Origin of the sequence: Bradyrhizobium sp. SZCCHNRI20481, from assembly GCF_032485055.1 — a bacterium.
GTDB lineage: Bacteria > Pseudomonadota > Alphaproteobacteria > Rhizobiales > Xanthobacteraceae > Bradyrhizobium.
Window position 1 is genome coordinate 170,223 of sequence record NZ_JAUEUE010000017.1, and the last position, 24,146, is coordinate 194,368.

24 protein-coding genes and 1 tRNA gene are annotated in these 24,146 nt (G+C 65.6%); 9 read left to right on the top strand and 16 right to left on the bottom strand.

Features of this window, described 5'->3' with window-relative positions:
• Window positions 1-2: 2 nt before the first annotated feature.
• The 6 genes from QX132_RS26200 to secE all read right to left on the bottom strand — a co-directional run bounded on the left by QX132_RS26200 (window position 3) and on the right by secE (window position 3,900).
• Entirely contained in the window at window positions 3-467 is a 465-nt protein-coding gene (locus QX132_RS26200; protein WP_315780813.1) for a (2Fe-2S)-binding protein, read from the bottom strand.
• 213 nt (window positions 468-680) lie between these two features.
• The gene (locus QX132_RS26205; RefSeq protein ID WP_316163231.1) at window positions 681-1,631 is read right to left on the bottom strand and encodes a 2-hydroxyacid dehydrogenase; all 951 of its coding nucleotides are present in this window, start codon (window positions 1,629-1,631) and stop codon (window positions 681-683) included.
• A gap of 79 nt (window positions 1,632-1,710) precedes the next feature.
• Complete coding sequence (gene rplA / locus QX132_RS26210) at window positions 1,711-2,403, bottom strand: 50S ribosomal protein L1 (protein ID WP_315798668.1); 693 nt, start codon at window positions 2,401-2,403, stop codon at window positions 1,711-1,713.
• A 6-nt stretch (window positions 2,404-2,409) separates the two neighbouring features.
• A complete protein-coding gene (gene rplK / locus QX132_RS26215) occupies window positions 2,410-2,838 on the bottom strand; it encodes a 50S ribosomal protein L11 (protein WP_012045056.1) in 429 nt (142 codons plus the stop codon).
• 313 nt (window positions 2,839-3,151) lie between these two features.
• Window positions 3,152-3,709 carry a transcription termination/antitermination protein NusG gene (gene nusG, locus QX132_RS26220; protein ID WP_284423110.1) on the bottom strand — a complete coding sequence of 186 codons (558 nt, stop codon included), beginning with the start codon at window positions 3,707-3,709 and terminating at the stop codon, window positions 3,152-3,154.
• Complete coding sequence (secE, locus tag QX132_RS26225) at window positions 3,709-3,900, bottom strand: preprotein translocase subunit SecE (protein ID WP_006611822.1); 192 nt, start codon at window positions 3,898-3,900, stop codon at window positions 3,709-3,711. The genes nusG and secE overlap by 1 nt, the downstream gene beginning before the upstream one ends.
• A 425-nt stretch (window positions 3,901-4,325) precedes the next feature.
• Between secE and QX132_RS26230 the strand changes: the two genes are divergently transcribed.
• Window positions 4,326-5,567 (top strand): ABC transporter substrate-binding protein, encoded by a 1,242-nt coding sequence (locus tag QX132_RS26230; RefSeq protein WP_315798669.1) that lies wholly within the window; start codon window positions 4,326-4,328, stop codon window positions 5,565-5,567.
• Between the two features lie 89 nt (window positions 5,568-5,656).
• Here the strand turns inward: QX132_RS26230 and QX132_RS26235 are convergent.
• Window positions 5,657-5,732 (bottom strand) — tRNA-Trp (locus QX132_RS26235).
• A 150-nt stretch (window positions 5,733-5,882) separates the two neighbouring features.
• Here QX132_RS26235 and QX132_RS26240 point away from each other — a divergent pair.
• Window positions 5,883-7,118, top strand: a complete 1,236-nt coding sequence (locus tag QX132_RS26240) for a serine hydrolase domain-containing protein (protein ID WP_315798670.1) — start codon at window positions 5,883-5,885, stop codon at window positions 7,116-7,118.
• A 317-nt stretch (window positions 7,119-7,435) separates the two neighbouring features.
• Here QX132_RS26240 and QX132_RS26245 read toward each other — a convergent pair whose 3' ends face one another.
• Window positions 7,436-8,203: an SDR family oxidoreductase gene (locus QX132_RS26245; protein ID WP_315798671.1), complete on the bottom strand. Its 768-nt coding sequence runs from the start codon at window positions 8,201-8,203 to the stop codon at window positions 7,436-7,438.
• A gap of 150 nt (window positions 8,204-8,353) precedes the next feature.
• Entirely contained in the window at window positions 8,354-9,061 is a 708-nt protein-coding gene (locus QX132_RS26250) for a histidine phosphatase family protein (RefSeq protein ID WP_315798672.1), read from the bottom strand.
• Between the two features lie 146 nt (window positions 9,062-9,207).
• Between QX132_RS26250 and QX132_RS26255 the strand changes: the two genes are divergently transcribed.
• The gene (locus QX132_RS26255; RefSeq protein WP_315714584.1) at window positions 9,208-9,993 is read left to right on the top strand and encodes an SDR family oxidoreductase; all 786 of its coding nucleotides are present in this window, start codon (window positions 9,208-9,210) and stop codon (window positions 9,991-9,993) included.
• 972 nt (window positions 9,994-10,965) lie between these two features.
• Here QX132_RS26255 and QX132_RS26260 read toward each other — a convergent pair.
• Window positions 10,966-11,322 (bottom strand): NIPSNAP family protein, encoded by a 357-nt coding sequence (locus QX132_RS26260; RefSeq protein WP_315798675.1) that lies wholly within the window; start codon window positions 11,320-11,322, stop codon window positions 10,966-10,968.
• 347 nt (window positions 11,323-11,669) lie between these two features.
• Between QX132_RS26260 and QX132_RS26265 the strand changes: the two genes are divergently transcribed.
• Window positions 11,670-11,948 (top strand): hypothetical protein, encoded by a 279-nt coding sequence (locus QX132_RS26265; protein ID WP_315780803.1) that lies wholly within the window; start codon window positions 11,670-11,672, stop codon window positions 11,946-11,948.
• A gap of 157 nt (window positions 11,949-12,105) precedes the next feature.
• Here QX132_RS26265 and QX132_RS26270 read toward each other — a convergent pair whose 3' ends face one another.
• Both QX132_RS26270 and QX132_RS26275 read right to left on the bottom strand, forming a co-directional pair.
• Complete coding sequence (locus QX132_RS26270; RefSeq protein WP_315737574.1) at window positions 12,106-13,164, bottom strand: phosphotransferase family protein; 1,059 nt, start codon at window positions 13,162-13,164, stop codon at window positions 12,106-12,108.
• Between the two features lie 146 nt (window positions 13,165-13,310).
• The gene (locus QX132_RS26275; protein WP_316163232.1) at window positions 13,311-14,546 is read right to left on the bottom strand and encodes an acyl-CoA dehydrogenase family protein; all 1,236 of its coding nucleotides are present in this window, start codon (window positions 14,544-14,546) and stop codon (window positions 13,311-13,313) included.
• Between the two features lie 232 nt (window positions 14,547-14,778).
• Between QX132_RS26275 and QX132_RS26280 the strand changes: the two genes are divergently transcribed.
• Window positions 14,779-15,450 (top strand): TetR/AcrR family transcriptional regulator, encoded by a 672-nt coding sequence (locus QX132_RS26280; protein WP_315737572.1) that lies wholly within the window; start codon window positions 14,779-14,781, stop codon window positions 15,448-15,450.
• 37 nt (window positions 15,451-15,487) lie between these two features.
• Complete coding sequence (locus QX132_RS26285) at window positions 15,488-15,733, top strand: hypothetical protein (RefSeq protein ID WP_315737571.1); 246 nt, start codon at window positions 15,488-15,490, stop codon at window positions 15,731-15,733.
• Between the two features lie 114 nt (window positions 15,734-15,847).
• On the opposite strand, the gene QX132_RS26290 is transcribed toward QX132_RS26285, so the two are convergent.
• On the bottom strand, window positions 15,848-17,074 hold the full coding sequence (locus QX132_RS26290; protein WP_316163233.1) for a CaiB/BaiF CoA-transferase family protein: 1,227 nt from the start codon (window positions 17,072-17,074) through the stop codon (window positions 15,848-15,850).
• 329 nt (window positions 17,075-17,403) lie between these two features.
• On the opposite strand from QX132_RS26290, the gene QX132_RS26295 reads away from it, so the two are divergent.
• Window positions 17,404-17,958, top strand: coding sequence for a hypothetical protein (locus QX132_RS26295; protein ID WP_315780798.1), 555 nt, complete (start codon window positions 17,404-17,406; stop codon window positions 17,956-17,958).
• A 72-nt stretch (window positions 17,959-18,030) separates the two neighbouring features.
• On the opposite strand, the gene QX132_RS26300 is transcribed toward QX132_RS26295, so the two are convergent.
• Window positions 18,031-18,780, bottom strand: a complete 750-nt coding sequence (locus QX132_RS26300) for an NUDIX hydrolase (protein ID WP_316163234.1) — start codon at window positions 18,778-18,780, stop codon at window positions 18,031-18,033.
• A 117-nt stretch (window positions 18,781-18,897) separates the two neighbouring features.
• On the opposite strand from QX132_RS26300, the gene QX132_RS26305 reads away from it, so the two are divergent.
• Both QX132_RS26305 and QX132_RS26310 read left to right on the top strand, forming a co-directional pair.
• A complete protein-coding gene (locus QX132_RS26305; protein WP_315776648.1) occupies window positions 18,898-19,935 on the top strand; it encodes an SPFH domain-containing protein in 1,038 nt (345 codons plus the stop codon).
• On the top strand, window positions 19,922-20,854 hold the full coding sequence (locus QX132_RS26310) for a sugar kinase (protein ID WP_316163235.1): 933 nt from the start codon (window positions 19,922-19,924) through the stop codon (window positions 20,852-20,854). The genes QX132_RS26305 and QX132_RS26310 overlap by 14 nt, the downstream gene beginning before the upstream one ends.
• A gap of 323 nt (window positions 20,855-21,177) precedes the next feature.
• On the opposite strand, the gene QX132_RS26315 is transcribed toward QX132_RS26310, so the two are convergent.
• Both QX132_RS26315 and QX132_RS26320 read right to left on the bottom strand, forming a co-directional pair.
• Window positions 21,178-23,139: an alpha amylase C-terminal domain-containing protein gene (locus tag QX132_RS26315; RefSeq protein ID WP_316163236.1), complete on the bottom strand. Its 1,962-nt coding sequence runs from the start codon at window positions 23,137-23,139 to the stop codon at window positions 21,178-21,180.
• A gap of 22 nt (window positions 23,140-23,161) precedes the next feature.
• Window positions 23,162-23,533, bottom strand: a complete 372-nt coding sequence (locus tag QX132_RS26320; RefSeq protein WP_316163237.1) for a tRNA-binding protein — start codon at window positions 23,531-23,533, stop codon at window positions 23,162-23,164.
• Window positions 23,534-24,146: the final 613 nt, after the last annotated feature.

The following is a 24,146-nucleotide window of genomic DNA, read 5'->3' on the forward strand; positions in this document are numbered from 1 at the left end:
GATCAGCCCTCCAGAGTCTTGGCGGCCGAATGAATTGCGGCGCGGATGCGGACATAGCTGGCGCAGCGGCAGATGTTGCCGTTCATTGCGAGATCGATGTCCTGGTCGCTGGGCTTCGGGGTCAGGCTGAGCAGCGCGGCGGCGCTCATCACCTGGCCTGACTGGCAGTAGCCACATTGTGGCACATCATGCGCGGCCCATGCCTTCTGGACGGCAACCGCCTCTTTGCTGGAGAGTCCCTCGATCGTCGTCACCTCGCTCTTCCCGACTGCCGACACCGGCAACGAGCACGAGCGCACAGTCTGGCCGTCGAGATAGACTGTGCAGGCCCCGCATTGCGCAACGCCGCAGCCATATTTGGTGCCGGTCAGCCCAACATTGTCACGAATGGCCCAGAGCAAGGGAGTGCCGGGGTCGACATCAACCTGATGCTCCCGCCCATTGATCTTCAAAGTGAACGCCGCCATGGCCCCTCGCTCTATCTGTCGTCCTAACAGCAAGAGTTAGAAGCATTCGAGAATGGTTCGCAATTCACAGAGATGTGCAGTGCGTCAAAATATTTCTGCGCGGGGCGGAACGTTTTGGACGTAGCCCGCATCAGCGTCAGCCACAGCCCGCAAAGGCGAAAGCGACATGGGGGATGGTCCGTCCCGGGTCGTTCCGCTCGCCCGGGCTACGAGCTACTTGACTTGATAAGGCATCATCTCGCCGCCGAAGAACGCTGTGAGATTCGCCACCACGCAGGCCTGCATCGCGACGTGCGACTCCCTGGTGTTGCCGCCGATATGCGGCGTCACCACCACGTTGGGCAGGGAGGTCAGCTCATCCGGCGCATGCGGCTCCGTCTCGAACACGTCGAGACCGGCACCGGCAACGGTACCCTCCTTGAGCGCCGCCACCAGCGCCCGCTCGTCGATGACCGAGCCGCGCGAGATGTTGACGATGTGGCCGTCGGTGCCGAGCTTCTTGAGGAGGTCGGCGTTGACGACGTGGGTGGTCTCGGCGCTGGCACGGACGGCGATCATCAGCACGGTGCACCATTCGGCGAGCGCATCGAGGCTCGGGAAATATTGATACGGCAGATCGTCATAGCGGGTGCGGTTGAAATAGCCGACCTCAGTCTCGAAGGCGGCTACGCGGCTCGCGATCTTGCGACCGATCTCGCCCATGCCGTAGACGCCGACCCTGCAACCGGCGAGACTGGGCGGCGGCTTCATCAGCGGCGATGGTTTTGCGGACGCCCAGCCCCCGTCGCGGACATAGGCGTCTGCCACCGTCAGCCGCCGCGTGGTCGCCAGCATCAACATCACAGCGACGTCTGCGACCGCCGCGGCATTGGCGCCCGGGCTGTGGCCGACGGCGATGTTACGGGCCGCGGCCGCCTTCAGGTCGACGCCGTCGTAACCGGTGCCATAGCAGACGATGGCCCCGAGCGCCGGCAGCCTGTCCATGTCGGCAGCCCCCAGCGGCGTGCCGCCGGCCGTGATCAGCGCCCGGATCCGCGCGACCTCGTCCGCCGGAAACACCTCGTGCGCCGGCTTGCCGCCGCTGTCGAGCAGATCGAACCGATCGGCAAAGCGCTGGGTCAAGGATTTCGGCAGGCGGGAATAGATCAGGACCTTGTCGGGCATGTCGGCCGGTACTCCAAAATGCGAAGGGCGGGATCGATGAACGATCCCGCCCTTCCCAATCTAACCTATGCTTGGCCGCTCAGGCGAGCACGGTGCTCGGCTCGACCTTGACGCCCGGGCCCATCGTCGAGGAGACGGCGACGCGCTGGACGTAGGTGCCCTTGGCGCCCGCCGGCTTGGCCTTCACGACCGCATCCGCCAGCGCCTTGATGTTCTCGACCAGCTTGTCCTCGGCGAACGAGGCCTTGCCGACGCCGGCCTGGATGATGCCGGCCTTCTCGACGCGGAACTCGACCGAGCCGCCCTTGGCGCCCTTGACGGCACCGGCGACGTCCATGGTCACGGTGCCGATCTTCGGGTTCGGCATCATGCCGCGCGGACCGAGCACCTTACCGAGACGGCCGACCAGCGGCATCATGTCGGGGGTGGCGATACAGCGGTCGAAGTCGATGTTGCCGTTCTGCACCTTCTCGACCAGATCCTCCGCGCCGACGACGTCGGCACCGGCGGCCTTGGCTTCCTCGGCCTTGGCGCCGCGGGCGAACACGCCGACGCGCAGCGTGCGGCCGGTGCCGTTCGGCAGCATGACGACGCCGCGGACCATCTGGTCGGCGTGGCGCGGATCGACGCCGAGGTTGATCGAGACCTCGATGGTCTCGTCGAACTTCGAGACGGCCCGCTCCTTGATCATCTTGATCGCGTCAGCAAGCGGGTAGAGCTTGGTGCGATCGATGCCCTCGCGGGCCTTCTTCAAACGCTTTCCGAGTGCCATGGCGCCTTACCCCGCAACTTCCAGACCCATCGAGCGGGCGGAGCCCTCGACCATCTTCATGGCCGACTCGATCGAGTCGCAATTCAGGTCCTTCATCTTCTTCTCGGCGATCTCGCGCACCTGCGCCTTGGTCACCTTGCCGGCCTTGTCGCGGCCCGGCGCCTTCGAGCCGGACTGGATCTTGGCAGCCTGCTTGAGGAAGTAGGACATCGGCGGGGTCTTCATCTCGAAGGTGAAGGACCGGTCCGCATAGATGGTGATGACCACCGGGATCGGGGTGTTCTTCTCTTCCTTCTGGGTCTGCGCGTTGAACGCCTTGCAGAACTCCATGATGTTGAGACCGCGCTGACCCAGCGCGGGGCCGATCGGCGGCGACGGGTTGGCCGCACCGGCCGGGACCTGAAGCTTCAGGTAACCGGTTACTTTCTTTGCCATTATGACTCTCCAATGCGTTCGCGATTCTGCCTGATGCGAACGCAACGCCTTCGGGCGACAAAACCCTCAGGCGAGGTTTGGGACCGTGGTCCGGCGCGCTTGATCCGGCTGGCAAAGCCGGTCACGCCTCCCACGAACGAAATCGCCCCCCGGTTGGGGAGCGAAGGACGCCCGATACACGAGATCGGACGAAAAGGAAAGGGCTGAGCCCTTTCGTAGCCCGGGCGAGCGCAGCGCCCCCCCGGGGGGCATCGCCGGCGTCGGTGTGAACCCGGATGTCGCTGCGCTCATCCGGGCTACCGCCCCATGAGGCTCAGCCGACGATCTTCTCGACCTGGTTGAATTCCAGCTCGACCGGGGTGGCGCGGCCGAAGATCGACACCGCGACCTTGACCCGTGAGCGCGCCTCGTCGATTTCCTCGACCACGCCGGAGAACGAGGCGAACGGGCCGTCGGCGACGCGGACGTTCTCGCCGATCTCGAACGACACCGAGGATTTCGGCCGCTCCACGCCTTCCTGCATCTGGTTCAGGATGCGCATCGCCTCGCCTTCGGAGATCGGCATCGGCTTGTTCTCGGCGCCGAGGAAGCCGGTCACCTTGGGCGTGTTCTTGATCAGGTGGAACGCCTCGTCGGTCAGCTTCATCTTCACCAGCACGTAGCCGGGGAAGAACTTGCGCTCGGCGTCGATCTTGCGGCCGCGGCGCACCTCGGTGACCTTCTCGATCGGCACCAGCACCTGCTCGAACAGGTCCTCGAGATTGCGCTGCTTGGCCTGCTCGCGGATCGACTCCGCGACCTTCTTCTCGAAGTTCGAATAGGCGTGGACGATGTACCAGCGCTTGTCGGAGCTTTGCGTTGCGGTTGCCATCAGTGAATGCCCAGCACGAGGGTGATGAGATAACGGATGATCTGATCGGCGGCGAAGAAGAACACCGAGGCCAGCGCCACCATCACGAACACCATGATCGTGGTGATGGTGACCTCGCGACGGCTCGGCCACGAGACCTTGGCGGTCTCCGAGCGCACTTCCTGCAGGAATTTGAACGGGCTGGTAGCCATCGTCAGGGGTCCGCGTCCGTCATCGGACGATTGAAGAGTTGACTGGGAAAACCGAACAGCCGTCCTTGGCCCACCCTCTTGTCGGAGAGATGAGCCGAATCCACGGGCTCGCTTGTTCGGGGAGTGAAAAGCCGCGCCGGATATCCGCTTTTATCGCGGGCCGGCTGCAGGTTGCCGAGATATCTACTGTCGGGCCGGCCAAAGGTCAAGATATGGGCATGCCGGGCGTCGGCGGCCATTCCCGCGTCAGGCCCCCGCCTGGTCCGCCACAACGCGGTTTTTCGTGCCGCGGCAGGCCATTTCCGCACCACGGCAGGTTGAGCAGTTGCCGCGACGAAATGCCCGCGGTGGAGCGGCTCCTGCTCTTGCCGGGCCTGCGCCACCCGCTCATTCTCGTCCGCACAAGAACAATCCGGAGGAAACCCGTGGCCTTTGCCCCGCGCAAGGGACGGACGCGCCTTGCCGCCGTCAGCCTTGCTGCTCTCGGTCTTGCCGCTCTCGCCCTCACCGCCGTCCCTGCCTGTGCCCAGGCCCAAGCCCCGCTCAAGATCGGCGTGCTCAGCGACTTCTCGTCGGTCTATTCGGACATCGGCGGCCAGGGCAATCTCGAGGCCACCAAGCTCGCGGTCGAGGAGTTCGGCGGCAGCATGTTCGGCAAGCCGATCGAGGTGATCAGCGCCGATCCGCAGAACAAGGCCGACATCGCCGCCGCGATCGTGCGCAAATGGTACGAGAACGAGGCCGTCGACATGGTCATCGACATGCCGACCTCGGCGACCGCGCTCGCCGGCATGGAGATGTCGAAGCAGTTCGAGAAGCTGATGATCGTGACGGATGCCGCGAGCTCCGACATCACCGGCAAGTCCTGCTCGCCCTACACCGTGCACTGGACCTACGACACCTACGGCAACGCGCACACGGTCGGCAGCGCCATCGTCAAGAACGGCGGCAACACCTGGTTCTTCATCACCGCCGACTATCTGTTCGGCCATTCGATCGAGCGCGACACCGGCGACGTCGTGCGCGCCGCCGGCGGCACGGTGGTCGGCAGCGCCCGCCATCCCCTCAACAACCAGGATTTCTCGTCCTTCCTGCTTCAGGCGCAGGCCTCCAAGGCCAAGATCATCGGCATGGCCAATGGCGGTGGCGACACCATCAACACCATCAAGCAGGCCGCCGAGTTCGGCATCGTCGCCGGCGGCCAGAACCTCGCCGGCATCGTGATGTTCATCTCGGACATCCACAGCCTCGGCTTGAAACTGGCGCAGGGGCTGATCATCACCGAGGCCTATTACTGGGATCTCAACGACCGCACCCGCGCCTTCGGCAAGAAGTTCTTCGAGCGCATGAAGCGGATGCCGACCATGAATCAGGCGGCGACCTACAGCGCCACTTTGCACTATCTCAACGCGGTCAAGGCAGCAGGCAATAGCGACACCAAGCCGGTGCTCGCCAAGATGCGCGAGACCCCGGTGCGCGACGCCTTCACCGACAACGGCGTCGTCCGCGAGGACGGCCGCATGGTGCACTCGATGTTCCTGTTCGAGGTGAAGAAGCCCGAGGAGTCGAAGGGCCCGTGGGATTATTACAAGGTGCTGGCCGAAGTGCCCGGCGACCAGGTGTTCCGGCCGATGAAGGACGGCAACTGTCCTTATGTGAAGCAATAAAGGGTTGCTGAAATGCATTCGGGGCTCGCGCGTTGCGGGCCCCGGCCTAACCTGTCTCGTCGATTTTTGGCTTAAGTGTTTGATCTCGCTGGCAGGAGTGGAGAGGCTCGAACTCCCAACCCCCGGTTTTGGAGACCGGTGCTCTACCAATTGAGCTACACTCCTAGCGAGCCGGGACTGCGTCGCCGGTTCGCGCGCTTTGAAGCATAGACCTCCCCCCGAATGCAAGGGTGCAATGGGGCAAATCGACTGGTCAGACCACAACTTCCGCGCCAGACTTGATGCAAACCGACAACAGGACTTCAGGGAGAGCCCATGACCCCGCCGACTGCCGCATCCAGCGCGCACCTTTCCGCGCTCCGCTCGCTGACGCCGCCGCTGCCGGATGACCGCCCCGAGGCGCTGGGCCTGTCCCAGGCGCGGCTGCAGCGAGCTTCGGATGCGTTCAAGCGCGAGGCCGACAAGGGAACCGTCCCCGGCGCCACCCTGCTGGTCGGCCGCCGCGGCCGGATCGGCTGGTTCGACGCCATCGGCCGGCAAGCGCCCGACGCCGACACGCCGATGCGGCCGGATTCGATCTTCCGCATCTTCTCGATGACCAAGCCGATCGTCTCGCTCGGGATCATGATGCTGGTCGAGGACGGCGAGCTGCTGCTGTCCGACCCGGTCGCCAAGTTCATCCCGGAATTCGGCGAGCAGAAAGTGGGCGTCGAGACCGGCGGCAAGCTGGAGCTGGTGCCGGTCGCCCAGCCGATGACGGTCCAGGACCTGCTGCGCCACACCTCGGGCCTGGCGTATGAGCACACCGGCACCGGGCCGGTGCACCAGCTCTACCAGCAGTCGCGGGTGCGCAGCCGCAAGATCACCAATGCCGAGCACGCGGCCATCCTCGCCGGCCTGCCGCTGATCTGCCAGCCCGGCGCCGAGTTCAACTACAGCCGCTCGACCGACATCCTCGGACGGATCATCGAGGTCGTCGCAGGCACATCGCTCGGCGGCTTCCTGTCCGAGCGCATCCTCAAGCCGCTCGGCATGAATGAGACCGGCTTCTTCACGAGCGAGGCCAATGCGCACCGGCTCGCCGAGCCGTTCGCGAAGGACCCGTGGACCGGCGAGGCGGTCAACCTGTTCAAGATGACCGAGCAGCCGCTGATGGAATCCGGCGGCGGCGGGCTGGTGGCGACCACGATGGACTACGCCCGCTTCTGCGCGATGCTGCTCAGCAAGGGCAGCCTCGACGGCACCCGGCTGGTCGGCCGCAAGACGCTCGAGCTGATGGCCTCCGACCATCTCGGTCCACATGTGAAGACGCAGGGCACGCTGCTGTCGCCCGGTCACGGCTTCGGCCTCGGCTTCGCCGTGCGCCGCGAGGCCGGCATCGCCCCCTTCCCCGGCTCGGCCGGCACCTTCTTCTGGAGCGGCATCGCCGGGACGTTCTTCTGGATCGATCCGAAGGAGGATCTGTTCTGCGTGTTCATGGCCCAGGCTCCCGGACAGCGCGACTATCTGCGCACGCTGGTGCGCGACGTGGTGTACGCGGCGGTGGAGTGAGGGCGCCTGCTTCGTAGCACGGATGAGCGCAGCGACATCCGGGATATCCGCTCTCGTCATGTGACCCCGCATATCGCTTCGCTCATGCGGGCAACAACGCTGTGTTCGCGGCGAATGCGGGCCTGCCCCGTTTGCCCGGATGGCGCGACAACCACTGCTGTCGTCCCGGCGAACGCCGGGACCCATACCGCGTGATTTGTCGAGGGACGTCACTGCCAGTTGCCGGCCTCATGCCGGCCGGTGGTTATGGGTCCCCGCGTTCGCGGGGACGACACCGTTGGATGAGGCCATGGCACCGGCCCCACTGACAGCTCTCCTCAACTGATCGTCGCGCCGCCGTCGATCACCATCGTCTGCCCGGTCATGAAGTTGCCGGCGGCGGACCCTAGGAACACCGCGGCGCCCGCGATCTCGTCGGGGATGCCGATGCGGAGCAGCGGCGAGCGCGCGGTGGAGGCCTTCAGGTTCTCCGGATTGTCCCACAGCGCCTTGGCAAAATCGGTCTTGATCAGGCCGGGCGCGATGCAGTTCACGCGCACATTGTGCGGGCCGTATTCGCAGGCGAGGTTGCGCGCGAGCTGCATGTCGGCGGCCTTGGAGATCGCGTAGGCACCGAGGATGGTCGAGCCCTTCAGGCCGCCGATCGAGGAGACGATGATGATCGAACCGTCCTTGCGCGCGATCATCTGCGGCACGACCATGCTGATCAGCCAGTTGTTGGCGACGATGTTGTTGTCGAGGATCTTGCGGAATTGATCGTCGGAGATGCCCGCGAGCGGCCCGTAATACGGGTTCGACGCCGCGTTGCAGACCAGCACGTCGATCCTGCCGTAGATGCGGTTGGCCTCGTCGACGAGGTTCTGCAGGTCCTCCTTGCTGGAGATGTTGGCGGCGACCGCGGCCGCGGTACCCGCTCCAAATCGCTCATTGAGCTCCTTGGCGACAGCATCGCAGACATCCGCCTTGCGCGAAGAGATCACCACCTTGGCGCCGTGCTCGGCCATGCGTTCGGCAATGGCGAGCCCGATGCCGCGCGTGGATCCGGTGATGACGGCGACCTTGCCGGTCATGTCGAACAGGGTCATTGGGAGTCCTCCTTGGCTTGTTGGAATGTCGTCGGCTCCGACGGCTCATTGTAAGTCCCGTAGCCCGGATGAGCGCAGCGACATCCGGGGTCTCACGTGCTGTCCCGGTGAACCCGCATGTCGCTTCGCTCATCCGGGCTACGGGATGCCTCACGCCAGCTTGCTCGTCGTCAGCTCCGGCCCGGCCGGCTGATGCATCGCCTTGTGCCTTGCATCCGCGATCCACGGCTGCTGATTGACCATTGGCAGGCGCCATGTGCTGGTCTCGCCGGCCACGATGTGGTCGAGCCGGGTCACCGAGCAATTGTCGATGTCGAAGGCCAGCCCCTTCTCGACCAGGCCGCCGAGCGCCAGGCCAACAGCCGCCTTGATGGTGCCGCCATGGCCGACGGCGATGACGTCGCGGCCGGCTTCCGAAACCGTGATGCGCGCAATCGCCGCTGTCACGCGGGTGTACAGATCCATGTAGCTCTCGCCGCCCGGCGCCGGCTCATCGATGTCGGCGAACCAGTGGCTGCCCGCGGGACGGCTGGCCAGGAACGCGGCGCGGTTCATGCCCTGCCATTGCCCGAGATGCTGCTCGGCAAAAGCGGCCTCCCTGATCATTGCTGCGGGACGCGGGAATCCGGCGGCCCAGATCGCCTCCGCCGTCTGATGCGTGCGCATCAGACTGCTCGCATACCACACCGCGCTGCGCGGCAGGATTTTCGCGACCGCCTCGAACACCTCGCGATCGGAGGTATCGCAGGCGATGTCGGACTGGCCGTAGATGTTGCCGCCGTCGCTGCGCACCGGCGCGTGACGCACCCACCACCAGCGCGTGGTGACGACAGAAGGTGTCGTTCCATCAGCCGACATCGCTCAGACCCTTCCCTCCGCTCGTCTCCCGCTGTACGTGAAGGCCTAGATCGTCTCAAGCCGCTTGGCGATCTCAGCACGTTTGAAACGGCGTTTGAATTCCGTTGCGCGGCACGCAACTGATTACAATTGAAGCAGGAGGAAACATGGGCCGCCTCGAAGGCAAATCCGTCATCATCACCGGCGCCGGCAGCGGCATCGGCCGCGCCGCATCGCTGATGTTCACCAGGGAAGGCGCGCGGCTGATCGCAGTCGATCGCAGCGAAGGCGTCAAGGAGACCGTCGAACTCGTCAAGCAGCAGGGCGGCATCGCGGAGGCCGTGATGGCTGACGCCGGTTCGGAAGCCGACGTGAGCGGCTTCATCGATCGCGCCGTTGCGACCTATGGCAAGCTCGACGTCATCTGGGCCAATGCCGGCATCTCCGGCGGCTTGATCCCGATCGCCGAGCAGACCGTCGAGCACTGGCAGGAGATCCTGCGCATCAACCTGATCGGCCCGTTCCTCGCGGTCAAATACGCGATGCCGCACATGGTGCGGCAGCAGCGCGGCGCCATCGTCTGCACGGCCTCCGTTGCGGGCCTGAAGTCGGGCGCCTCGGGCCATCCCTATGCCGCAAGCAAGGCCGGCGTCATCAGCCTGGTGCAGACCACCGCCTATTCGCTGTCCGGCACCGGCGTGCGCATCAACGCGGTCTGTCCCGGCCTGATCGAGACCGGCATGACCAAGCCGATCTTCGACGGCGCCAAGGAGCGCGGCACCGAAGGCAAGATCGGCCAGCTCAATCCGCTGAAGCGCGCCGGCCAGCCGCACGAGATCGCGGCGATGGGCCTGTTCCTCGCCAGCGACGAGGCGTCTTACGTCAACGGCCAGGCTTTCCCGGTCGACGGTGGCCTCACGGCATCGATGCCATACGCGGGAAAACCGATTTAGCCGGGTTGCCGCGCCAAACACCGGTGTCCTCCCGGAGAACGCCGGGACCCATATCCCCTGGCCGGAATGAAGCCAGCAACTGACAGCGACGTCCCTCGCCAGATCACGCGGTATGGGTCCCGGCGTCCGCCGGGATGACAGCTGTTGTTGCCGCGCTACTGCGGCCCGTTCAGCACAGCTGCGCGCAACACACTCCGCTGTCGTTCCCGCGAACGCGGGAACCCATGCCGCGGAATCGCGCGAGCAACGTGGCTGCCGGCTGTCCGTCAGGCGACGTTCCTTTCTGCAGCCGTCATTGCGAGCGCAGCGACGGAGTTCAATCATGATGACCGCGTGCAATCATGCAAAATTCTTCCCGCGACGCCTTCGCGCCCGAGTGATCCCGAATTTCACCGCCCTCTCGCATCGAGGGCGCAGGGAAGGCCAGGCGTCGGCTGACGCCTGCGGCCCGCCTGCGAGAAAAAATGCAGGCGGCAGGTACCACAGGTGCAGCCGAGAAACGCCCGGCCTTCCCTGCGCGATGGTCTTCACGCTTATACGCAGTCTGCCTGGTGCGCCGGGCTTGTTGGCCACCATTGCCCGCGCGGCGCGCAAGCGCCGTCGCGAACGTAGCACCAGCATCGGGGTGCCAGCACGCTGCGACTTCACGTCCGCGAACTGCCGTTCGTCCGCGTAGCAAACTACGCTGCGGCATCTCCGCGGCCACCGCCTCCCCGCCTCGCGTGTCGTGACGATCGCGCGCAACGCCCCTCTCGTTGAGGCGGGATGGCGGCAATCAAATCACAAATTCCGAAAAAGCGAAAGTGAAAAATTTAAGCATGGGCCGACGACGGCGCTCATCGCGCTGAAGAACCACACAAACTTTCTTTGTAGGCGCAGCCCTTTCACATCGTCGGATCGCACTCATCATCGCTCCGCCCTGACGTCGCGCATCCGAGTTGCCCGGCGGGCACCGCCGGCGCCTACCTGGGATCATCGATCCGGCGGCAACAGGCTTCGCCGGACAGCCGGCGAGTAGTCGAGCGACGTCAGCAGGCGGTCCTCAATCTGGCCGACCATCAGACCATGCTCGGCATGGGTGATGCGCTTGATCTCGGACCATTCCGCATCCGCCATGAAGGCTGCCCACCCCGCTATCTTGGTGGCCTCGTCCGGCCATTCCAGAACGTAGACGAACTCGGTCCGCTCGCCGAACCGGCTCTCCCACATCGCGACGATCTGGAAGCCATGGCGCATGCGCATGATGCGGGCGGCGTGATCGCGAAAACGGGCATGAAACGCCGCCTTGTTGTGCTCGAAGATTTCGTAGATGCGAAGCTGATGGATCATGACGGCTCTCCTTCACGTGGATATGGGCGTTGCACGCCAAGCAGCAAGGCGCGTCACATCATGGTCGCGCGGCGGTCGGCGCCATCGTCGCGGGTACGAAGGCGTAGCCCGGATGAGCGCAAGCGACACCCGGGGTCTCGCGTGCAGCTCGTGTGTCCCCGCATGTCGCTCGCGCTCATGGGGGCTACGGAAAGCGCAACGTCGCCGTGAGCGGCGTTCGGGTTCAAGCGAGGATGTCGCCGCTAGCCGCGTTTTTTCCGGTCGCATCTTCGAACCGGCTGCTCCGAGGCGCCGTCGAACCTCGCAAGCGGACCATTTCGGCTTCGCAAAACCGAAGGATGGATCAGATGTCGAGGATGTCGAAACTGCGGCTGCTCACCACGATCGGGGCCATTGCGGCCGGCGCGGGGGCGACCGGCGCCCATGCACGTCAGCTCAATTTGCCGCCTTGCGAGCTGAGCTCTTGGGGCTCCTGCGGAACCTATGAGCTGCTGCCGCAGCCCTCGCGGCACCGCACCTCCGACACCTCGCCGACCTACATGAAGCAGACCGACCCGCGCTACAGCAGCGCCATGACCGCGGCCGGAGGCGGCGGCGGGGGCGGTGGTGGCGGCGGCGGCCGCTGAGCCCGAAGCTGGTGGGTGGTCGCTGTGTAGCCTGGATGAGCGGTTCGTCCGCCGAAGCCTAACGGGCGAAGGCGGAAGCGACATCCGGAGTCTTCACCGGCAGGAGTGCTGGCCCGCATGTCGCTGCGCTCATGCGGGCTGCCGAACCGCCCGCGCCTTACGCCGCGCCCGCCTTCTGCGCGTAGGCCCAGGCCTGCTTGGTCATCGGCACCATGCGCTTGACCGACTCGATCGCCTTGTCGTTGGCAGCGGTGCCGTCGCGGATGCGGCCGATGATCCCCTGCAAAATGCCGGCGAGCCGGAACAGGTTGTAGGCGAAGTACCAGTTGAGGTCCGGCAGCTCGGTGCCGGTGACGCCGCGATAGATCGCGGCCGCCTCCTCCATGGTCGGGATGTTCTTGGCCTTCAGGTCGACGCCGTCGAGGCCCGGCATGATCCACTGCATCAGCAGATAGGTGAAGTCCGCCATGGGATCCCCGAGCGTCGACAGCTCCCAGTCGAGCACCGCGATGACGCGCGGCTCGGTCGCGTGGAAGATCATGTTGTCGAGCCGGTAGTCGCCATGCACGATCGAGACGCGCTGCTGCGCCGGCAAGGTGCGCGGCAACCATTCGATCAGCTTCTCCATTTCGGGAAGGTGCTCGGTCTCGGACGCACGATACTGCTTGGTCCAGCGGTCGACCTGACGGGCAAAATAGTTGCCGGGCTTGCCAAAATCGGCGAGGCCGATTGCGGCGGGATCGTAGGTGTGCAACTTCGCCAGCGTCTCGATCTTGCTGGTGAAGATCGCGCGGCGCTGCGGCGCGTCGACATGCGGCAGGGTCGGATCCCAGAACACCCGGCCCTCCTCCATCGACATGATGTAGAAGGCAGCGCCAATGACGCTGTCGTCGTTGCACAGCGCGTAGGCCTTGGCGACGGGAAAGCCCTGCTTGCCGAGCGCGGCGATGACGCGGAATTCGCGATCGACCGCATGCGCTGACGGCAGGAGCTTGCCGAACGGCTTGCGCCTGAGCACGTAGGAGCGCGCCGGCGTGTTGAGCCGATAGGTCGGATTGGACTGGCCGCCCTTGAACTGCTCGACGGTGAGCGGGCCGGCATAGCCCTCGACATGCTCGGCCATCCACGCCGCGAGCTTGGCTTCGTCGAAGCGGTGCCGCTCCTCGACCGGCTTGGTGCCGGAGAATTCTTCGTCCTTCTTGACGCCGTCGGCCACGACGAACTCCCTTGGGTCATATTGAACGTAGGGTGGGCAAAGCGAAGCGTGCCCACCGCTTTTCTCGGAGACTGGAATGGTGGGCACGCGCCTGCCCGCGCGCTTTCGCGCCCGGGCCGACGCTTTGCCCACCCTACAAGATCACGTCAGTGCCGCGGCTCGTTGGCGTACTTCTTCATCTCGAGCCGGGCGATGGCGCGGTTGTGCACCTCGTCGGGGCCGTCGGCAAGACGGAGCGTGCGGATGTTGGCGTAGTCCTTGGCGAGACCCGCATCATCTGACACGCCGGCGCCGCCGAACGCCTGGATGGCGTCGTCGATGATCTTCAGCGCCATGTTGGGGGCAGCGACCTTGATCATCGCGATCTCGCCCTGCGCGGTCTTGTTGCCGACCTTGTCCATCATGTCGGCGGCCTTGAGGCACAGCAGGCGCGTCATCTCGATGTTGGTGCGGGCCTCGCCGATGCGCTGCTCCCACACCGAATGCTCGATGATCTTCTTGCCGAAGGCCTGGCGCGTCATCAGCCGGCGCACCATCTTCTCCAGCGACTCCTCGGCCTTGCCGATGGTGCGCATGCAGTGATGGATGCGGCCCGGACCGAGCCTCCCTTGCGCAATCTCGAAGCCGCGGCCCTCGCCGAGCAGGATGTTCTCTTTGGGCACCCGGACGTTCTCGAGCAGCACCTGGGCGTGGCCGTGCGGCGCGTCGTCGAAGCCGAACACCGGCAGCATCTTCTCGACCTTGATGCCGGGGGTGTCGAGCGGCACCAGGATCTGCGACTGCTGCTGATGCTTGGCGGCCGACGGATCGGTCTTGCCCATCAGGATCGCGATCTTGCAGCGGGGATCGCCGACGCCCGACGACCACCATTTGCGGCCGTTGATGACGTAATGATCGCCGTCACGCGTAATGCGGGTTTCGATGTTGGTGGCATCGGACGAGGCCACCGCGGGCTCCGTCATCAGGAAGGCCGAGCGGATCTCGCCGTCCATCAGCGGGCGCAGCCATTTGCGCTTCTGCTCCTTGGTGCCGTAGCGGATGAACACCTCCATGTTGCCGGTGTCCGGCGCCGAGCAGTTGAACACCTCCGAGGCCCAGGAGATGCGGCCCATCTCCTCGGACAGCAGCGCATATTCGAGATTGGTCAGGCCCGCACCACGGAACTCGTCGTCCTCGTGCTCCGACGGCGGCATGAACATGTTCCAGAGGCCTTCGGCCTTGGCCTTGGCCTTGAGGTCCTCCAGGATCGGGATCACCTTCCAGCGATCGCCCTCGGCGTCCTGCTGCTTGTAGATCGGCACCGCCGGGCGGACATGCTTGGTCATGAAGCTGCGCACGCGCTCCAGCCATTCCTGCTGCTTCGCCGACATCGTGAAGTCCATGGGACTCTCCTCAGGGTTTCCTCGAGATTGTTTTGCTCGCAGTGTCGGCCCGCCGGATGCGTCCGTGCAAGTGTGATCTTGCGCGACACGACCGCGCGAACCGTCGCTGCAGCGCCAAAATGTCGTCCCGCGGAAGCACCGCGATTGACATTCCGGCTGTCTCAAACAATAGTTTCATACAATTGTTTGAAACGCAACTCCCCACCCTGCTTCGTCGTTCGGGAGGACCAGCATGGCGACCGACCAGACCCGGACTGCGATCCTGATCGCCGCCGAGCGGCTCTATGCCGAGCGCGGATTCTCCGACGTGACCTTGCGCGACATCGTGGCGGAGGCGAACGTCAATCTCGCCGCGGTGAACTATCATTTCGGCTCCAAGGACGAGCTGATCGCCGAACTGTTCGTGACCCGCTCGATCGCGCTCAACCGCGAGCGGCTGCGCGAATTGCGCGCAGCGGAGGATGCCGGCGGCGGCCGCGCCGACATCAGCGACATCCTGCGCGCGCTGGTCGGCCCGATCCTGCGCGGCTGCCTGGGGCCGGAGAACCAGCGTTCGGCGGTGGCGCAATTCATGATCCGCGCCTCGATCGAATCGGTGCCGCCAATCCGCCGCATCAAGAACAAGGAAATCGACCATCTGCGGAAGTTCGCCGCGGCGATGAAGCGCGCTTTGCCCGACAGCTCCGAGGTCGACCTGTTCTGGGGCCTGCATTTTGCGCTGGCGATGGCGCATCACACCATCCGCGAGAGCGAGCGGCTGACCAAGCTCTCCGACGGCCGCTGCGACCTCGACGATGTCGAGGATGTGATCGCGCGGGTGGTGCGCGGTGCCGTGCTCGGCTTGACGACGCGCGTGCCGGCGGCAAAGTCACAGGCCAAGGTCGCAGCGCGCGAGGCGCGCTAGACCTCGTGCTCCGCTGGATGAGAAGGAAGCTCGCCTGATGACGCAGCGCCTGCGATTGATCATGGCCGTCGCCGCCACGGCGCTCGCGATGGTGACCGCCAGCGAGCCGGTGCTGGCCCGTGGCGCCGCCGCCAGCATCATGAACTCGCCGGGCTATCAGCGCCGCCTGCAGGAATCGCGGCAGCAGCTTGGCGCGCCGCCGCGGGCCCCGTTGTTCGAAGCGCCGCACTCCTATTCCCCGTGGAAGGCGAAGCGGCACCGGCATCACCGCCACGCCCACTGATCGTACGCTACACCACGTCCTCTGCTTCAAACTGCAGCCCGGATGAGCGCAGCGACATCCGGGGTCCTCACCGGCGGTAGTGGCGATCCCGCATGTCGCTTTCGCTCATGCCGGCTACACCACGCCCTGCTGCTTCAACGCCGCGATCTTCGTCTCGTCATAGCCGAGCTGCGCCAGCACATCCCGGGTGTGCTCACCGAGCAGCGGCGGCGCGCGGTACTCTGTGATCGGCGTGCCCGAGAAGGTGAGCGCATTGCGGATCAGCGACAGCTGCGGCTCGAACGGGTGCTCGACCTTCACCTCCATGCCGCGCGAGCGGACATGCGGATCGGCGAACACGTGCGCGAAATCGTTGACCGGCCCGCACGGCACGCCCGCCTTCTCCAGCTCCTCCAGCCAGTGCGCCACCGAGTTCTTCAGGAACAGGCCGGCAAAGATCGCCATGATCTCCTTGCCGTTGACGACGCGGTCGTTGTTCTTGACGAATTTCGGATCGGTGGCGAGCTCCGGCGCCCCTAACACGGCGCAGGTGCGCGCGAATTGCGCGTCGTTGCCGACCACCAGCATCAATTCGCCGTCGGTGCAGCGGAACACGCCGGCCGGCATGCCGCCATTCCCCCAGGTGCCGCGGCGCGGCGGCGACTTGCCGTTGACCAGGAAGATCTGGGCGTAGTGCGACAGCGAGGCGATCACGGTGTCGAACAGGCAGACGTCGATGTGCTGGCCGCCGCCGCCATTGACGTCGCGGTGATACAGCGCCGCGAGAATGCCGATCGAGGTGTTCATGCCGGTCATGTAATCGACGATCGACGGCCCGACCTTCATCGGCCCCGCCCCCGGTTCGCCGTCCATGTGGCCGGTGACGCTCATCAGCCCGCCCATGGCCTGGAAGATCGCGTCGTAGCCGGCGCGCGGGGCATACGGCCCGGTCTGGCCGAAGCCGGTGACCGAACAATAGATCACGTCCGGGTTGACCGCGCGGATCGCCTCATAGTCGAGACCATAGCGCTTGAGATCGCCGACCTTGTAGTTCTCCATGAAGACGTCGCAATCCTTGGCGAGCGCGCGGATGATCTCCTGCCCCTCCGGGCTCGCGATGTTGACGGTCACCGACTTCTTGTTGCGGTTGGCGCAGATGTAAAACGAGTTGTTATTGTTGGCCTTGCCATCGGGGTCCTTGAGGTAGGGCGGGCCGAAGGCGCGCGCGTCGTCGCCCGTGCCGGGCCGCTCGATCTTGATCACCTCGGCACCGAGATCGGCCAGCATCTGCGCGGACAAGGGTCCGGCGAGCACGCGCGTCAGATCGAGAATCTTGATGCCAGAAAGCGGCAGGGCCGACATGGAGTTCCTCCGGGAGCCTTATTCCTTGTGGCGGATTTGCTCTGCGAGGCACCGCCTGTCACCCGCGGATACACCATTTCGTGCCCCGGAGCACTGCGCTGGCGGCATGCGGCCTTGCCCGGCACAGGATGTCACCCGGATTCGCGACGCTCACCGAACCGGTAGCTCCCATGGGAATGCGCCCACAATCACCCGGGGCACGCGCCGACTTTCTTGCTTCGTTTTGTGTGCGACGGGAGTCCAGACACATCCGGACACAGGGAACAAGGAGCCGTTAAGCGTTACAACCACAGCTGGAGACAGGTTTGATGTCTTACCCGGAGCACACCATGACGTCGATCTCTGCCTCCTCGATGAGCGGCTTTTCGCCGCTCGACCTGCTCAAGCAGGAGCTCACCAAGGAAGTCTCGGCCGGCAAGGTCAGCTCGACCGACCAGACCGCCTTGTCGTCGGCGCTCGACGACATCGACTCCGCATTGAAGAGCGGCGGCAACAGCTCGTCCTCGTCGTCGACCTCCAGCACGCCGCCCTCGCCCAAGGAGATGCAGTCGAAGATCGACGATCTCATCCAGAGCGAGGTCGACAGCGGCAAGCTCACCTCCGACCAGGCGACCGAATTGAAGAACGTATTCGCCAATGCGTTCTCCGGCGGCGGCGCCGGCGGTCCGCCGCCCGCACCGAGCGACGATGCCAGCAGCGACACCACGTCGAGCACCTCGTCGTCGTCCTCATCGAGCTCATCGTCTCAAGTCGAGGAGCTGTTGAAGAAGCTGCTCGACGCGCTGCAGAGCTCGAACAGCAGCAAGACCTCGTCCTACAGCGCCAGCGGCACCAGCTCGTCGAGCTCGTCCAGCAAGTCGCTGGTGGTCGACTTCTCGGCATGATCCGGCGGTCTCACCATTGTGCCCGCGGTCTGTCGCAGCGCTCATGCGGGCTACGTGGAGAAACCGGCGGCGTCACTCCGGCGCATTGAACGTCCGCGCGAAATACACCGGCGCAGCCGTCTTTTTCAGGCGGTAGAGCTGCGCCGGCCGGTTCGGCCCCTTGCGCATCTTGGCGATCGGTTCGATGAGGTCGGCCGACAGCATGCGGGTCCGGAAGGCGCTCTTTTCCAGCGCACGATCCAGCACGACCTCGTAGGTCCGCTGCAGTTCGGGCAAGGTGAATTCCTCGGGCATCAGATAGGCCGGCAGCGAGGTGTACTCGACCTTGTTGCGCAGTCGCTGCACCGCAGCGCGCAGGATCTCCGCATGATCGAAAGCGAGCTTCGGCTTCACGCCGGTCCCGTCGAGCGGAAACCATTGCGCGTCCGCGGCGAGCGCCGTCTCCGCCGCTGACGTCGGGACCAGCGCAAAATACGCGTGGGTCGCCGACCAGCCGCGGGGATCGCGGTTCGCGCTGCCCCAGCTGCCGAGTTGCTCCAGATACGGGCTGACGACGCCGGTCTTCTCCACGAGCTTGCGCCGGGCGCAGGCTTCGAGATCGCGATCCGTGTCGACATCGACGAAGCCGCCCGGCAGCGCGAAAGCGTCCGGGAACGGCTCACCCTCGCCGTGACCGCGGCGCACCAGCAGCACGTGCAGCGCCTCCAGGCGGATCGTGAAGATGACGACGTCGACCGTCGTCAACGGGCGCGGGAAATTAAGCCCGGCCCCGCCTCGCCCCATCTCGCCCGCGCCGCCGCCTGGTTCTTGCCGTCCCGCCATGCCAACCCCTGACCGCCTTGCCGATTTTTGCCCCTTGACACTAGCACGCTTAGTTGTACTGTCCAACTTACTTAGTTGGCGTAACACACTTACGCCATCAGACGTCAGGAGGCCGCCATGTTCGGCATTCGCTTCATCAAGGCCCAACCCACCACCTACCTCCTCAAATACCGCGCCGGCGCCGTCGTCGAGGAAGGCGCCGGGCTCTCCACCTTCTATTACGGGCCCGCGACCTCGCTGGTCGCGATCCCCATCGGCAGCCGCGACGCCGCCTTCATCTTCCAGCAGATCGCCCGCGACTTTCAGACGCTGACGATCCAGGGCCAGGTCACCTACCGCATCGGTGAGCCGAGGAAGGCAGCGGCGATGCTGAACTTCACCCTCAAGCGCGACGGCAAGACGTACGAGTCGGACGACCCAGAGGAGCTGCCGCAGCGCGTGCTCGGCGCGGTCGAGGTGCTGGCACAGCAGGCGGTCAAGGACATGACCCTGAAGGAGGCACTGCGCGCCTCCGACCGCATTGCCGAGGCGATTGCGACCGGACTAAGGCAACGCGCCGATATCGATGCGCTGGGCCTGGAGATCCTCGGCGTCGCCGTGCGCGCGGTGAAGCCGACGCCGGAGACCGCCAAGGCGCTCGAGGCCGAAGCGCGCGAGGCGATTCTGAAGACCGCCGATGAAGCGATCTTCGCGCGGCGCAACTTTGCCGTGGAGCGCGAGCGGGCGATCCGCGAGAGCGAACTCGATACCGAGATTGCGGTCGAACAGAAGAAGCGCTCGATCCGCGAGACGCAGATGGACGCGGAGGCCAGCGTCGCGGCGAAGAAGAACGAGCTGCGCGAGGCCGGCATGGTCGCCGACATCGGGCTGGAGGCCAAGCGAAAGGACTTCGTCGCGCTGAATGCGTCGAACACCCGCACGCTGGCCGATGCCGAAGCCTATCGCGTCGGCGCGCTGATGAAGATCTTCGAGGGCGTCGACACCCGCGTGATCCAGGCGCTGGCCGCCACCGGCATGCAGCCGGGCCAGTTGATCGCACAGGCGTTTTCGGGTCTCGCCGAGAAGGCCGAGAAGATCGGGCAGCTGAATGTCTCGCCCGAGCTGCTGAACAGCCTGATGCAGAAACCCGCGGAGGCTGCCCGTGTCCGGCAATGACCGCAAGGTGGTGCTGGTCACGCGAAGGACGCGGCTCGAGGAGCTGATCGCAAGGTTCCTCACCGCGGACCAGGCCCGCTTCTATGTCGAGCATCTCGGCGCCGACTTCTCCGACTATGAGCGCGAGCACGCGGCCTACCAGGCCGCGCGCTTGACCAGCGTCCAGACGCTGGAACGCTGGGGCCGCTACCAGATCGTCGACCGCAGCTTCCTGCCGAACTTCCTGTTCGGCCCGGCCGACATCGTCGCGGCGCTCGGCCCGGACGGCCTCGTCGCCAACACGATGAAATATCTCGACGGCCAGCCGTTGCTCGGCCTGAACCCGGACGCGGCCCGGCATGACGGCGTGCTGCTGCCGTTCGCGCCGGAGAACCTCGCGAGCCTGCTGCCCGAGGTCGCCGCCGACAAGCGCGCCGCCAAGGCGGTGACCATGGCACGCGCAAGCCTCGCCGACGGCCAGGTGCTGCACGCCGTCAACGACCTCTTCATCGGCGCGCGCACCCATGTCTCGGCCCGTTACGAGATCGCGACGCGCGACGGCCATGAGCGGCAGTCCTCCAGCGGCCTGATCGTGGCAACGGGGCTCGGCTCGACCGCCTGGTTAAAGAGCATCGTCACCGGCGCGCTCGCCATCGCCGGCAGCTTCGGCAGCCGCAGGACAGGCGGCGACTACACCCCCCTGCCCTGGGACGCCCGCGCGCTTCGTTTCGCCGTGCGCGAGCCGTTCCCGAGCAAGACCTCGCAGACCTCCCTGGTCTGCGGCGGCCTCATGGGCGCCGAGACCCTGCGCCTGCGCTCGCTGATGCCGGAGAACGGCGTCATCTTCTCCGACGGCATCGAGGCCGACCATCTCGACTTCAACGCCGGGACCGAGGCGGTGATCGGAATCGCGGAGCGGCAGGGCCGGCTGATCGTGTAGTTTGGTCCCGCAGGTCGCGTCGTTGGCAGCGTAACGCGCTCTTGCCGCGTCATTGCGAGCGCAGCGACGCAATCCAGACTGTCTCTGCGGAAAGATTCTGGATTGCGTCGCTGCGCTCGCAATGACGGAGGCAAGACCAAGCGTCCATCTTCCACATGTCGTCGCTGCGGGCGCGCTGCCGTAGGGTGGGCAAAGCGGCCGCCGAAGGCGGCAGCGTGCCCACCGTGGATCGGCGAGCTCGACGGCAAAGATGGTGGGCACGGCGCAATCCCGATCTCGGTCGTGGACAGAGCACGGCTGCGGCTTTGCCCACCCTACGGCCGTCACGCCCGCGCGAACACCAGCACGCCGTTCGCCGGGATCGTCACCATCGCCGAGCACGGCTGGCCGTGCAGCGCCGGGCCGCCTGCGATCACAGCGCCATTGTTGCCGACGACATCCGGATTGACCCAATTGTTGTAGACGTCGCTGTTGAATACCTCTTTCCACTGCCCCGGTGCAGGGAAACCGATGGCGTAGTCGCGCCATGGCGTCTCGCTCAGGCTCACGATCACGACGACGTCGTCGCCCTGGCCATCCCAGCGATGAAAGGCGAGCACGCGGTTGCCGTCATGGACGTGGACGATGGCGCATCCCTCCGCGGTCAGCGCCGGATGGGTGCGGCGGATCGCGATCAGTTCGCTGGTAAAGCGCATCGCATCGGCGGTGATCTTGTCCTCGCCGTTGAGCAGCGCCCAACTGATCGTTGTGTCGGGGTTCGGCGTGTCGCTCCATGGTCTGTCCTCGAACAGTTCCTGGCCCATGAACAGCATCGGGATGCCCGGCGCGGTCAGCAACAGGCCCGTGGCGACGCGGCCGCGGCTGCGCGCATACCAGGAGCGGCTGTCGACGGGATCGGCGAGGCGCGGGATGCGCGGCTCGCGGCCGGCATAGACGATGTCGTGGTTCTCGATCGAGTTGACCGCGCGCCAGCGCTTGTCGAGGCTGAGATCGGCGATCGCCGCGGCGATCGGCTGCATCGCAACGGCAGCGCCGGCGCCTCCGGCCGCGCTGGCGATGGCGCCGCGCACGGCAAGGCGCAGGCCGTCGCTCCAGGTCGCGTCGAAGCCAGCGCCACCTTGTGCGATGTCCCTGACCACCCACGGGTTCACCGGCCAGTATTCGGCGATCTGGAACGCGTCGGGCTTCTCGGCGCGCAGCGCCTCGGTGAGCTGCTGGCAGGTCGCCCAGCCGCCGAAGCGATCCATCACGCTGACCTCGTCGAAGCGCAGGCCGTCGGCGTGGTACTCGCGGTACAGCATCACGGCATTGTCGACGAGGTACTGCCGAACGTCGGCGTTCCAATAGGCGAACACCTGGCCGCCGGCCCAGCCCTGGTCGGTGAAGTACAGGCTGCGGTTGGGATCGCCATAGGCCTGACGGTCGAAGAACCAGATGCTGTTCTCGTCAAAACCGCCGCCGGCGTGGTTGTAGACGACGTCGAACAGCACCGCGATGCCATGGACATGACAGACGTCGATCAAGGCGCGCAGTTGGTCGTCGCAATGACGCACGGTGTCGACGCCGGCGTAAGGCGCCGCGCCAGCCGCGACCAGGATCTCATTGGTGCGGGCGACATAGGCGGCGAGATGCGCCTCCTCGGCCTCGCCATAGTCGGTTTCCGGGCTGAACAGGTCGGTGCCGTTGTAGCCCATGCTGAACATGGTCGGGAATTCCTGCACCGGCAGCAGCTCGATGGCGTTGATGCCGAGCTTCGCCAGGTGCGGCACGCGCTCGATCACGTCGAAGAAGCAGCCGTCGGGATTGCCCGCCTTCATGTCGAAGGTGCCGACGTGGAGCTGGTAGATCACGAGCTCGCTATAAGGCGGCGGTGTGAACGCGGTGTCGTGCCAGGGAAACGCGTTGGGATTACGCAGCACCGAATGCGATTGCGGGAACGGCGGATCGACGGTCAAGAGCCGCGCATGCGGATCGCGCTTGTAGCCCGAGGTGCCCTCGCCTTCGACGAAGTACATGTAGGCGTCGCCGTCCTTCAGGCCGGGGATGAAGATCGCCCAATGGCCGTTGCCGATCGGCGCCAGGCGGCAGCTCGCGTCCTGCGCCCAGTCGTTGAACGGGCCGGAGACGTAGACCGCCTTGGCATGCGGCGCGAACACGCGGAAGGTAGCGCCGCCGGTCACCAGGGTGCCGCCCATGGGAGCCTGGAGAAGATGCATCTGCCGCAGCGAAATCCTCAATCCTTCGGGGAATGGCGGCAGCGTAACAGGTTCGAGCAGCATATCCATGATGGTCGGCTCTCCCCGGCGCTCAGAACAGCCGCGCGCCATTCGGCACGGGCTTGTCCGGCTGGAACAGCACGACGTTGCCGACCTCGTCCGGGAAGCCGAGCGTCAGCACCTCGGACATGAACTTGCCGATCTGGCGCGGCGGGAAATTGACGACGCCGGCGACCTGGCGGCCGATCAGGGTGGCTGGATCGTAGAGCGTGGCGATCTGGGCGCTGGAGCGCCTGGTGCCGATGCCGGGCCCGAAATCGATCGTCAGCTTCAGCGACGGTTTGCGCGCCTCCGGATAGGGCTCGGCCGCGACGATGGTGCCGACGCGGATGTCGACGACCAAGAACTGGTCGAAGCTGATCCCTGCTGCCGCCGGCGCTGTGGGATCATGGGCAAGATGCATGGCGGCCTCATCGAACGCATGACCGCGCGGGAAGGCTTGCGGTGCCGACGCGGTCTGGGTCGGAATCTTTAATCGCCATAAGGGCTCCTGACAATGCACCCGCCCGGCGACGGCACGGCATATGGACGATTGGCTGTATTGGTGTGGCAGGCCGGTCGCAGGGTGCGAAGCCTTCAATCGCAGGCTGGGCGAGCGGGGGTGCCGCTGCCCCGCATCGCCGAGCGGGAGGTGCGTGAATCGCCATGGAATGTCGCTATCCGGCGAATCGTCGCGTGCACGCCTTGACCCGCCCTGCAGCATGTCCGCCGCCGAGCGCAATGATTATGACACGTCGCCCGTAATGTCGCAGTTCGGTCGCTTTGCCTCCAGACACAGCACGGAGGCCCAGCCTGGCTGCGACTACTGGACATCATCAGCAAGCTTCGCCGGGCACAACCTGCCCACCGCGCGTTGCCGGCCCCGGCGCTCTTGGGAATGGTCCTGGCCGGCGCTTCTGTCAGGCGAGCTAGGCGGCGCGCCGCCCGCGCGACAGAGTTTCGGATGGAAGCTCACCGAACATGTCGCGATAGTCTCTTGCGAAGTGTCCGAGATTTCCGAAGCCGCAATTGAAGGC